The organism is Neolewinella persica DSM 23188, from assembly GCF_000373105.1.
Classification (GTDB): domain Bacteria; phylum Bacteroidota; class Bacteroidia; order Chitinophagales; family Saprospiraceae; genus Neolewinella; species Neolewinella persica.
In genome coordinates, this window is the sequence record NZ_KB890471.1 from 1 (window position 1) to 12,058 (window position 12,058).

Genomic DNA, 12,058 nt, shown 5'->3' on the forward strand with positions numbered 1-12,058 from the left:
CTCGATACCGCTCTACAGACTTAGAATGGCCATCTCGATTTGCCTCACTTTAATGTGGGCTCAAAATTCGGGATGACTCATGTTGTGCGTTGGAGGCAATGGTCGAGGGCTTTTAGCCCGAGCCGGTCAAGGGAGCGCAGCGATTTTGCCCGGTGCCTGACTTAGTAGCTGTCGCGCTTACCCGCTCCGGAAGTCTTCGGCCCCGTTTGCACCCGGGCTGAAAGCCCTCGGCCGGTGCGGGTCCTTTGTGTTAGCGTAACATTTTTTCCCCAAATACAACAATTCCTCCCGCAAAAGCGTACATTTGCAGCGCACTCACGGGAGTGCACAAACCTGATAATGCCAAAACGGCATTATCAGGTTTCTTTTTACTTAAGCATCTTAGTCTACCATGTACGAACTTAACGAAGCATACGCCCAACATCTGGAAGCCATCGCGGAAGCCATTCAGGCCAGCCCTAATCTGGCCAGTTACCTCGAAGAAGAGGAGGATCAGTTTTATGATTTGCTGAAGCTCGAATTTGAACCACAAATCGAACAGGCTTATCAACAGATGATTGATTTCAGCCCACTGGAAATTGAATCTTTTGAGTTGAAATTACTGGACGAACGCTTTGAGGGCCTCTTTTTACCACGCGTACTGGGTTACTCGGTACTTCGTGGAGAGATTACAGAACACTACTATTATGCCCGGCAGAATAACCATTTTGGAACAATTCTGAAGGCTATTGCCCAGAACAGCAACTTCGACCAACTGAGTAACCGGATTGGCCAAAGCGTACAGTGTGGCTTCGCCCTGAGTAGCGACATTTTTGTTACCAGCCTGGTCAATAATATTTCAAGTAAGAGAGTACGTCAGTTCATGCAGGCACAGCGCAGCAGCGATGCGCGGACCATGGAAGGACGACGCAGGATCGAGCGGCGGTACCGCCGGCAGTTTAAAGGGCGTAACTACCACTACGCTCCATTCCCGGTTGAAGTTGGTGAACTTACTTCCCACACCACTGCCATGATTGATTTTCTGCTCTTCCGAGTCAGCGGATCGCTGAATAACGATGCACTGCTGCCTACGTTGCATGAAATGGTGACCCGCCCTGAATTTGCTGGCCGGGAGGAGATTTTGAAGCCAATGGCCATCTACGGCGCCTACTTCACCCCTTCAGATGAGAGCGAGCCTGAACTCATCGCCGCGATCAACCGTGAACGTAAGGAAAAGCCCGAGGCAACTGCGGATGCTATACTAAACTTCATCCTCAGCCTGAAGAATGACTCTGCGATTCCTTTCGGACCTGAGCAGGAACAAATGCTCGGTGCCATCATCGACCGTTCTATTGAAGATGACCTGACGGCCTACTTTAACCTGACGGACAAAATTCACGCCGACGGATTTGTTAGTCCTGATGTACAGGAAGCCATTCAGGAAGAACAGCCCAAGCATAGTGGCCTGAGCAACTTCAATGAGAACATCCGCCAGACTATTTTCGGGTACTTCGCAAAAGTCGCTGCCGGTCTTGGAACCACGGAGGAAGAATACATGCAGTGGTTTGAGATCACCGGAAAGCAGATTCCAGCCTACATTAAGGTATTTGGTAATGAGTCTTTCAACCAGCAGCTACGCTCGTTGGCTAAAAAGTACACAAAGGAGTTATTGAAGGTCTACACCAACAAGCGTGGTAAGGACTACCGTGACATCAAGAAAACCACTATGACTACCTGGATGGCATATGGCTTCATGACTGAAAAACAGTTGAAAGAATTCTTCAAGACACCACGTAAAAAGAAAGTCGAAGAATAGTACAACTTGTATAAACATGCAAGAAAACGGCCGGTTCCAAGAAATGGAACCGGCCGTTTCTTTGTTATATCCATAAAAGTTGGCTTATTGTCCCATCATGTACTCTTCACCAAGCTATCCCATCTAGATGTCCAGACTCGTAATTATTTCCAATCGCCTGCCAATCACGATAAATCGTTCGGCTGGTGAACTTCATTATCATCCCAGTGCCGGCGGGCTTGCAACTGGACTTAACTCGCTCGACGAGGATTACAATAAACTCTGGATCGGCTGGCCCGGCCAGGATATTGCCGATGAGTGGGAAAAAGAAAGCATCCGCAATGATCTTGCTCCACGGAAATTAGCACCGGTTTTCCTTACGGAACGGGAAATTGACCTTTACTACGAAGGGTTCAGCAATAAGACCATATGGCCTCATTTTCATTACTTTACTGAGTATACGGCCTACAATGATGACATGTGGTCCGCTTACCAGGAGGTAAATTATAAGTTTTTTCAGGAAACAGAAAAACACCTGCGTGACGGAGACATGGTCTGGGTACATGACTACCAACTTATGCTACTGCCCAAACTGATCCGGGAACGCTTCCCAAACATCAGCATCGGTTTTTTTCTCCATATCCCATTCCCTAGCTACGAGGTCTTCCGTATCCTCCCCTGGCGTAAAGAAATCCTTGATGGAATCCTTGGAGCCGACCAGATCGGTTTTCATACTTTCGGGTACATGCGGCACTTCTTGTCTGCCGCTTACCGGATCACGGGCTACGAGCATAAGTTCGGTCGGTTACACATTGATGAACGTGAAGTCAATGTCGATGTATTCCCCATGGGAATCAACTACGATAAATACGCAGACCCAGACGCAAATGCAGACACAGACCAGAGCAGCGGGGAAATCCGGAAACTCCACGCCAGTAGGAAGATCATCCTTAGCGTAGATCGCCTGGACTATACCAAAGGTATTCCTCACCGTGTCCGGGCATTCAAACGCTTCATACGAAATAACCCGGAGTACATCGGCAAGGTGAACCTAATCATGATCGTTGTACCGAGTCGGGCTAACGTTGACCAGTACCAAAGCCTGAAAACTGAAGTGGACGTCTTGGTCAGTCAGGTGAATTCAGAATACGGAACCTTTGACTGGATGCCGATCCACTACTATTACCGGTCCCTAAATTTCGCGGCACTGACCACCTTGTATCGAGAGGCGGATATTGCACTGATTACTCCACTCAGAGACGGTATGAATCTTGTCGCCAAAGAGTATGTAGCTGCCAAGGAGGATTCAAAACGTGGTGTGTTGATCCTGAGTGAGATGGCGGGTGCGGTCTACGAACTCAATGACGGTGCAATTACCGTCAATCCCCAAAGCCATCAGGAAATTGAGGAAGCATTGCTGGAAGCCCTGGAAATGTCGGGAGAAGAACAGCAACTTCGTCTGGAGCTCATGCAAGTAAAACTCAAACGATACGACGTAAAGCATTGGGCAGCTACCTTCATTAAAGAACAAAAGAAACTTAAAGACAAAAACCGCATGACCAATACTACGCACCTTGGCGGAGATGCCCTGGACGAAGTTCTCAAGAAATATCAGGAAGCAGAAGAACGCTTGCTTTTCATCGACTATGATGGAACATTAATGAATTTCCACGAAGACCCTCAGGCAGTTAACCCTGATGAGGGGACCCTGGCGATCCTTACCGGCTTAGCAGACGATAAGCGCAACAACGTAGTGATCAACAGTGGACGGGACCGGGGAACTCTGGAGAAATGGCTGGGGCATCTCGACGTCGAAATGGCCGCTGAACATGGTGTATGGATGAAGGAAAACGGCGAGTGGCATCTAAATCCAAACGTTGTGGATGGTTGGATGCCTAAAGTCATGGAATTACTGGAAAACCTGGTGGCCAGAACGCCGGGGTCGTTCATCGAAACTAAAGACTACAGCCTCGCCTGGCACTACCGGAGCATTGACCGTGACCTCGGGCAGAAACGTGTCCGTGAATTCCGGGACATGCTTACCTATTTAATCCAAAACCAGGACCTCCAGGTATTGGAAGGAAACAAAGTGGTGGAAATCAAAAACGCCGGCGTCAATAAAGGAAAGGCAACCAGCCATTGGGTTGGTAAGAAAAATTGGGGCTTTGTCCTGGGTATTGGCGACGATGCAACCGATGAAGATATTTTCGCTGCGCTTCCGGAAAGCGGTGTCAGCATCAAGGTCGGTGCCGACCGCACCGCAGCCAAGTACAATCTTTCTGGTGTAGGTGAGGTTCGGAAGATGTTCAAGACTTTGTTGGGAAAAAAGTAACCCTGGGATATTCGAACACATTAGAATGTACGAAGGCTAAAAAGACAAAGATGGTCTAGTAGTCTAGTGGACTATTGGTCTGTTGCCCTGCCAATAGTCCACTAGACCAACTTAGTTATGCCCCCGGCAAGCGCAATGCTCCCCCGCAGCCCCAAAGCTTTGCTGGTAAGCCGGCCAGTTGTTGCCGCTACCCGCTTGCTCAAACCAGAGCTTGCCTCGCTTCTGTTGCCGAGTCCCAACTTCGTTCAACGTCTTGGCGTCGTATATCCGGCCGTTGATTACGGTATGCGTGATTTTTTCCGAGTCGCGCAGGTCTAGCAGCGGATTACCATCAATGATGATCAAATCAGCAAGTTTCCCTTCTTTCAGGGAGCCTATTTGGTGGTCCATGCCTAAATATTTTGCACCGTTAATGGTCGCCGCCTTCAGGGCATCATGGTTGCTGATGCCGCCCTGGCCGATCATCCACAGTTCCCAGTGGGCACCGAGGCCCTGCAGCTGTCCGTGGCTGCCGAGATTGATCCCAACGCCAAGATCGTTTAGCTTGGAAAGTGAACGGCTGGTAAGCTGATAGCCATTGTCGTACTCCTCATCGGGAATCATCGTGCGGTGGCGGGAGCGACTATCAACGATGCCACGTGGGGTGAAGGTCAACAAACGCTCCTGCTCCCATACCTTTGTATTCTGGTACCAGAAGTATTCTCCGTTCACGCCGCCGTAATTTACGATCAGGGTAGGGGTATTATGCGCATCAGTTGATTGCCAGAACTGCTGGACGTCCCGATGGAGCGGGGCGACGGGGATATTATGTTCCACACCAGTGTGTCCGTCGGTAAGCATGGTCATATTATGATGAAAAGTGCTGCCGCCTTCAGGTACTACAATAATGCCGAGTTCGCGTGCTGCCTGGATTACTTGCTGGCGTTGCTCCCGCCGGGGCTGGTTGTAGCTCTTTACACTGAAGGCACCATACGCTTTGGTACGTCGGATGGCTGACCGAGCATCCTCCAGGCTGTTGATCGGCGCTTTAAAATCACCTTCGGCACCGTAGAGGATGGTACCAGTGGAGAAAAGGCGTGGGCCAAGCATCTTGCCAGCTTTGATCATCTCTGAGTGACTGAAAATCATCTCTGAGTTCGAACTCGGATCGTGGGCCGTTGTAACCCCGTAGGCAAGGTTGGCCTGGTAATACCAGTTGCGCTGGGGGCTGAGACCATAACGGAAATCTCCCAGATGACCGTGTACATCGACAATGCCGGGCATGATGGTCTTACCCTTGCAATCAATGCTTTTTACGCCTGCCGGCACCCGCGTCCGCGCCCCCATTTTCTCGATCTTATTGCCGTTGATAATGATGGTGCCGTTCTCGATCACCTCGTTGCCTTCCATAGTAATAATGCGGGCATTGGTTAGGGCAATGCGACCTTCCGGGGTGTCTGCGATGACCTCAAGTTTGATGGTTATCCCCGTCGTATCCATGGGGGGCACGCTGTCAACGGCGCCTTCAAGGAAGAGAAAACGCTCGGTGAGCTCGTCACTGAACAGCTGGTTGCCGAGCGTCCAGTTTAATCGTTTGCTATCGGCTGACCAGTGTAAGTTGATGCCGGCGTCCTTTGCAACCTGGGCCACGGGTAGGTTCTTTCCAGCAGCGGCCAGCGTGACTTTATTGCCGGTCATCGCAAAGGGGGCCACGAACACCTTATGTAGCTCCGACCAGGCCACCCACTTGTTGTCAGGACTTATAGAAAAGCGCTGGGCATGCTTAGCGTTGAGGTGGGTGCGTTCGTCGCCCCCGGCGACTTTAACGCTGCAGTATTCCTTACTGAGTGCGCCGAAAAGGAAGCCGCCTTTCTGAAAGAAAACGCGGTCGCCCCGTTGATTGAATACGGGATATTCACCGCTTTCACTGATGCGGGTTTCTTCGCCGCTGGCAGCAGGAATGGTGTACACGCCAGGTTCCTGGCAATAGGCAAATCCCTGATGGTTGTTGCCGCTTTCGCGGAAATAGGTGATGGTTTTTCCGTCGGGAGAGAAGCTCGGGGTGCGAAAAATGCCGGGTGTTTTACTCACTTTTTGGGCGGGGCCGCCGGATGCAGAGATGGTTTTAAGGCAACCCAGTTCATCATCGCTCCAGGTGACGTAGGCGATGGTTTTTCCGTCCGCCGAGAAGCTCGGCTCGAACTCAAAATTGTCTTCGTCGGTAAGCCGTGTCGGCTTTCCGTCCGGAAGGTTCATTGTATACAGCTGGCCCAGGGCGCTGAATGCCAGCATTTTCCCGTTGGGCGAAGTCACTGCGTGGCGGATCACCTTCGCGTCGAAGCTGTCGTCAAATGCGTTGTTCTTGAAGCGGACTGTTTCGGATACTTTGGTCTCTACGTCTACGCTGAAGGGTATTTCTTTAGCCTCGTTCTCTTTACCGTTGGCGGGCATCATGGTCGGTACGCGCCATAGCTTACCTCCGCCCCAAACGACGATTTCCTGATCATCGGCCGTCCAGTCGTAACCAGTATAGGGCCCGAATATGGCCCAGGCCTCCTGCTGGTCCTTACTCAGGCCAGAGAAGATGGGGTAAGTACGGCCACTCTCCAGTTCCATCACGTGCAGCACGGTTTTGGTGCGTACACGACGAACGAAGGCCAATTTCTTCCCGTCGTGGCTAATTTGTGGTCGGCAGGCTCCGCCCGGACCACTGACAACGGTTTTGATGTCGCCCGTCTCCCGGTCCAGCCGTTTGATCACATAGATCTGTGAGTTAGGGTCTTTGTTATACTGGAAAGACCCACCGGGGTACATGTCTTCACTATAGTATACGTACCGACCATCGGGGGATACGCTCGGTTCGTTGACGTCCTGCTGATCGTTCTTCCGCTTTGTCAGTTGGATACCCGCCCCACCACTGATGTGGTAAAGCCACATTTCACCCGCGCCAAGGGAGCGGCCCGAGGTGAAGTGCTTCCGGGCGACGAAATACTGACCGTCGGGTGTCCAGGTTGCGTTATTGAGTAAGCGGAAGGATTCCTTGGTGACCTGCCGGGTACTGTCTGTCGCCAGGTTCCTTACCCAGATGTTGTCGCCACCACCGGCGTCGCTGGTGAACAGCAGGTGCTTGCCGTCGGGGCTGAAACGGGGTTGTACCTCCCAGGGAATACCGGTGCGTAAGGGCTTCGCCTTACCGCCTTCAATGGGCAAGGTGTAAATATCTCCAAGCATGTCGAAGGCGATGGTTTTTCCGTCGGGGCTGAGGTCGAGGCTCATCCAGGTACCTTCGGTGGTGGTGAAGCTGGTGGTTTTCCAGTTCCATTCGCCGGTGGGGGCGGAGACGTCCCACTTGTCCTGGGCAGCGATGAAAAGTGGTAATAGAAGGCAGATGGAGGCTAGGACTTGGCGCACGATGATTTTTTTGGTTGGGGTCAAGGTAGCCCGCCTTTTTCATATGCCGAAAATGAAGGTCTACTTAAGTTGGCCAATGGCATGAAACAACTCCTTAAAACAGGCATCCTGGTCCCCATTCGGGTCCTTGTTCTCAGCTTCGCCGTAGTAGACGTCCAGGAAATGGCTGGTGCCGGACCAGACGGTTTGCATCATTCCTTGGAAACGATCCTTTGTAGTTGGTGTAGCTCCAGCGCGGAATTTGAGCATCAGGTCCAGTTCCGCGAGCCCAACGTCGCTTTTTCGCCAGGGGCAGGTAATGACCCTGAAACCGTTGAGCGCGAAGAGTGCTGCAGTGGGATCGGCCCGATCGTAGTGCCAGTCGTTGATCACCACGTCTTTGGGGATCAGGTGTAATGCGCGGGCGGTGTTGTTCATACTTGCCTCCCATTCTCCGATACCGGTGGTTTTACCGTCGATGAGGCGGTCTCCCCAGATCCACAGCTCCTTGCCGGAGGCGGCGAGGTGGTTCCGGATGCGTGTGACCTCTCCGGCGAAGAGTTCGGCGGGGTCTCTGCCGCCGCAGCGCGGGCATTTGTCTTCGGCCAGGTAGAAGACCTCGTCCATCCCGGCGTGAAAAGCGTCGGCTTCGAAGACTTCCGTAATTTCGTCCACCAGGTCGAAGACGACGTCGTGTACGCCCGGGTGCAGCGGGCAATAGCTCTTGCAGTAGAGGCCGTCTTCGTTGGGCCATTCGTATTTTCCGGTGGGGAGGTCCACCCAGGGCGTTTCGTCGAATTCCGGGTAGACGGTCAGCAGTTTACCCAGTTTGCCATGCCACGACTGATGGCCGAGTAGGTTCACCATCGGCACGATCCGGATGCCGTGCTTCCGGGCAGCCGCTACGATTTTCTTGACCTGTTCTTTCGTCAGCCCATCAGGATTAGCCAGCTCTGGCCGGCTTTGGTAACGGTAGCTCGTGCCTATTCGCAGCACGAGGAGATTGACGTTGAGCCGGCTGCATTCCTCATCTATGAATTTTACGAAACGGTCCAGGTCTTCGGTGGAAGGGGCACCAAGGCAGAGTCCTCGGACGGGGAGGATGGTGTCCAGGGGGCTGGGGTAGGGCGGTTGGGCTTTTAGACTGGTGGTTAATAGTGTGAAGATTAGGGGGAGGAGGAGTTTCATGGCATTGACTTTATCAGCAATCATAATTTATTTCAACCCAATATCCATCGGGGTCTTGAAGGTAGATTTGTTTAATTCCGTCGGCTCTAATATAATCTTTGTTAGGTGTATCCAACCAATCAGTGTAGGGAATAGCTAATGCTGTTATCAACAATAGGAAAGCATCAAAATCAGGTGTGGAGAAAGCAAAATGAACTGCCTTGTTGGTTTTTATTTCAAAATTTGGACGAGGTATCAGGTGAAGCTGTCTTCCTTCACCAATCGATAGCCATCTGGTTTTAGAATCAGAAGCAGTATTCTTAATCTCTTTGAAGTCAAATACCTTTTGATAGAACGCAGTAGATTGGTCGACATCTTTTACGGAAAGTGCAATATGGTTAAAGGAGAAAGTTGGCATTTACTTAGGATTGTTAAAGGCTGTGTTGTTAAAAATAGTAGTTTAAGCTTAATGGGCGAAAAGTTGAAATGAATGATATCGGAAGTCATTATGAAAAACCTTACCCCAAAGCCCAAGTTTCAGGCCCTGCTAAAACTAGTTCACAGCATTCTGTGTGGCCGCTCAAAAATAACAGACATGCTGGCGTAATTTATTATCGCCCAACGCCCGCGCGCCGCCCGCCGACTTAGTGTCTTTGCTGGTAAAATGATCCCGATGCCCCCAGCGGTCCGGTTTTTGCATCTTCACACAAATCTGCGGGGGCAGTGAAGGTGACTGTTGTTAGCGCGAATACTTCCAACCTATGGTAAGGAGGCCACTGCTTTACCAGGGCCACCGGAAGGAGGAGTGTGCCACTAAGTTCGCCGTAAAGGGCAGGGCTACCAACTAAAAGGGCTGAAACGGGCTGGGACTGTGACGAACCCGTTGGGCTGGTGATGTCGCAAAATCTCCACGTGATGTCCGTGTAGCGGCTGGCCCGGGTAAGTTGAATCAGCAGGACTGCTTTTATGTGTCAGCTTTTCCTTAGGGCGCGGCCGCGGGTGCAATGAAAAGGTAAAAGCAAGGAGAGATTATGCCCCACTTTGTTTTAGGACTACGCCCCGAAGTTACGGGCAATCGCATTAGCATTAAACCAGTGACAAACGCACCAACTACCCCTTCTCCGGCGCCACCAAAAACGCCCACGGCCGCAACGCAATCTCCCAAACCAACTGCCCCAGTAATTTAAAGGTATTCACGAAGGTGATTCCCCGCGACTTCAGCGCCAGGTACATCGTGATCCCGAAACTAACGGCAAAGTTGACCAGGCCAATCAGCAGAATGCTGAGGGTGGCCAGCAGGATGGTCATGGTGCTCATTTCTACGGTCTGGAAGGCAAAGCCAAAATTGGCCGAGCTGAAAGCGATGTGCCGGATGTCGATGGGGAGCCCGGTAATGAAACCGATCCAACCGGCCATTCCGAGGAAGAACCCCAGGCTGACGTTGCCACTGAGTGCACCAATATTTTTGCAAAGGTACTTGGCCAATTTCTCCCGGTGTTTCTCCGATAGAAAGGACTTCAGGAAAGGGTGACGTACCAGCCGTGGGTGCAGCCGACTAGCCACCACTTTATTGTCGAAATAGCCGGAAATAAGCCCCGAAAGCGCCAGGAAAACCCCTGCGATGGCAGCAAACCCAATGGCTCCGCCAGCGATGGGCCAGAGACTGTTCAATAGGTATTCTCCCTTGTAAGAGGAAATGAAGGGACTTTTGGTATAGGCAGAAATAGCCCGGTTGATCAGCATTGCCAGGGGGAAGGCAATGGAGAGGTTACCTACGAAGGAAATGAACTGGCTACGGCTTGCTTTCTTGATCAAATTGACGATTTCATGAAGGCTTGATAGCTTGAGATTGTTGTTCTGATCAATGTTTTTGATGATCGTGGAGGCTACCATCGCCGGTTGCTTCGTGGCAATGATGCCTCCAAAAGTCTTGACGAGTACAAAGCACGTAGCATAGTTGACGCTGAAGAGCACGGCTTCGGGCAACTCTGCCAGCTGGAGACCGTCGAAATAAATCTTCGCGGCAGCGAAGCAGGCAATCAGTAAACCGCCCAGCATGCTTGCCCTGAGAATACCGAAGTATTCTGACCGGTTCTCCGCGATATACTTCTCTCCGGAACGCGCGGTATGCTCTACAATTTCCAGGGAGAGGAGATCCAGCTGTCGATTGATGAACTGGCGAACACTAAAACGGGAAGCCTCACTGCGCAGACAGTTGTACACAACTTTTAGCCAATGCTCCGTATGGGTCGGAGTTTGCCTAAGCTGGAGCAGGTCTTTAAGAATGGCCAGTTTCGACAGGCTCCGGCTCGTTTGGTAGGTGAGGCGCAGGCTGGTGCCGATTTCGTTTTTACGCAGCCGGAGGTTGGTGATGGTAAAGTATATCTCCTCAAGCGCAGTTGCTGCTGCGGAAAGATTCTCGGTGGTAAGGTCGTTGCTGAGGGCAGATTGCAGGTCAAAGAAGGGCGACGTATCCATGCCCAGCTGACGGTACAGGTGAGTAGTGCCGTGATCCATGCCAAAGGAACTAATCTTTACACCGAGGGCCCTGATGGCTGTGTCGAGTTCTGAGAATAGGTGATCGGTGTGCAGCTGCGGGCCGTTGGCCCCGAAGAGCCTTTGGTGAGCGTCTCTTGGTAGTTGACTTATCCAGCGCAAATCATAAGGCAATTTCATCACGGTGCCAACGAAATGCTGGATATCGGTTTCCTCCGGGATCCGGGGAATTACTTTATGCTTTAACCTGCCCCAGACGCCACTGGCAAATCCGGCTTCATCGAGCAGCGAATACTGGGCAAAAAAGGAAAAGAAATTGTAGTTATTAGTAACGTCTTGTATTTTGTCTTTCAGGCCCTTTTGGTGCGTAGGGTCTTCCCGTAAAAAATGTTCCAGATCGGTAAAAGCCCGCTTAACATCACCCCGTTGTTGATATTCCTTACGAAAATAATCGAAGAGGTCCCGCCAAGCATCAATATCCTCCGTCGGAGCATTAACAATTTGGTCTACAATTGAGTGTAACAGTTGCATTAAACTTATTAGTTTGCTAAACGGCAAAAGTGTTGATGCGGGAATTCAAATAACCGCAATTCCCGGCTAAGGTACGGATGCCAGCAACATTGAAATAGGCTGCCTTTTTTATCCCGATGGCTCACCTTTCCGCTTTACCTCCCGATAAGGAAGTTAAGCCAGTGCCAGACTTGATAAGGAAGTTTTCGTTAATAAAAAAAGCCCCGCCACTCCATCTTCAGGAGCAGCGGGGCTTCGTTTTGGTTACCCAGCCTTTAGCTGGCAACTCCAGCCTAAAGGCTGAGTAACCGGTGCTTACTTAACCACCACCATCTTCTTAGAAGCGGTGAACTCACCCGCCGTCAGCGTGTAAGTCAGTACGCCGGAAGCCTTGATGTTGGTCAGTTCCA

General features: G+C 51.3%; 6 protein-coding genes. 2 read left to right on the forward strand and 4 right to left on the reverse strand.

Annotation, left to right across the window (positions count from 1 at the left end):
- Window positions 1–391 precede the first annotated feature (391 nt).
- Together B036_RS0124665 and B036_RS0124670 are read left to right on the forward strand one after the other, a co-directional pair.
- Window positions 392–1,795 carry a hypothetical protein gene (locus B036_RS0124665; RefSeq protein WP_020571418.1) on the forward strand — a complete coding sequence of 468 codons (1,404 nt, stop codon included), beginning with the start codon at window positions 392–394 and terminating at the stop codon, window positions 1,793–1,795.
- A 127-nt stretch (window positions 1,796–1,922) separates the two neighbouring features.
- On the forward strand, window positions 1,923–4,106 hold the full coding sequence (locus B036_RS0124670) for a bifunctional alpha,alpha-trehalose-phosphate synthase (UDP-forming)/trehalose-phosphatase (RefSeq protein WP_020571419.1): 2,184 nt from the start codon (window positions 1,923–1,925) through the stop codon (window positions 4,104–4,106).
- Window positions 4,107–4,217: 111 nt separating this feature from the next.
- Here the strand turns inward: B036_RS0124670 and B036_RS0124675 are convergent, their stop codons facing one another.
- From B036_RS0124675 to B036_RS32645, 4 genes are all read right to left on the reverse strand, one after another.
- Window positions 4,218–7,496 carry an amidohydrolase family protein gene (locus tag B036_RS0124675; RefSeq protein ID WP_157472398.1) on the reverse strand — a complete coding sequence of 1,093 codons (3,279 nt, stop codon included), beginning with the start codon at window positions 7,494–7,496 and terminating at the stop codon, window positions 4,218–4,220.
- A gap of 60 nt (window positions 7,497–7,556) precedes the next feature.
- On the reverse strand, window positions 7,557–8,663 hold the full coding sequence (locus B036_RS0124680) for a family 20 glycosylhydrolase (RefSeq protein WP_157472401.1): 1,107 nt from the start codon (window positions 8,661–8,663) through the stop codon (window positions 7,557–7,559).
- Between the two features lie 13 nt (window positions 8,664–8,676).
- A complete protein-coding gene (locus B036_RS0124685; protein WP_020571422.1) occupies window positions 8,677–9,060 on the reverse strand; it encodes a VOC family protein in 384 nt (127 codons plus the stop codon).
- A gap of 692 nt (window positions 9,061–9,752) precedes the next feature.
- Window positions 9,753–11,669 carry a hypothetical protein gene (locus tag B036_RS32645; RefSeq protein WP_020571423.1) on the reverse strand — a complete coding sequence of 639 codons (1,917 nt, stop codon included), beginning with the start codon at window positions 11,667–11,669 and terminating at the stop codon, window positions 9,753–9,755.
- Window positions 11,670–12,058: the final 389 nt, after the last annotated feature.

Excerpts from the sequence above, each read along its gene's own strand:
- B036_RS0124685 (WP_020571422.1), bottom strand. The coding sequence starts at position 9,060 with ATGCCAACTTTCTCCTTTAACCATATTGCACTTTCCGTAAAAGATGTC.
- B036_RS0124665 (WP_020571418.1), top strand. The coding sequence starts at position 392 with ATGTACGAACTTAACGAAGCATACGCCCAACATCTGGAAGCCATCGCG.
- B036_RS0124670 (WP_020571419.1), top strand. The coding sequence starts at position 1,923 with ATGTCCAGACTCGTAATTATTTCCAATCGCCTGCCAATCACGATAAAT.
- B036_RS0124680 (WP_157472401.1), bottom strand. The coding sequence starts at position 8,663 with ATGAAACTCCTCCTCCCCCTAATCTTCACACTATTAACCACCAGTCTA.
- B036_RS32645 (WP_020571423.1), bottom strand. The coding sequence starts at position 11,669 with ATGCAACTGTTACACTCAATTGTAGACCAAATTGTTAATGCTCCGACG.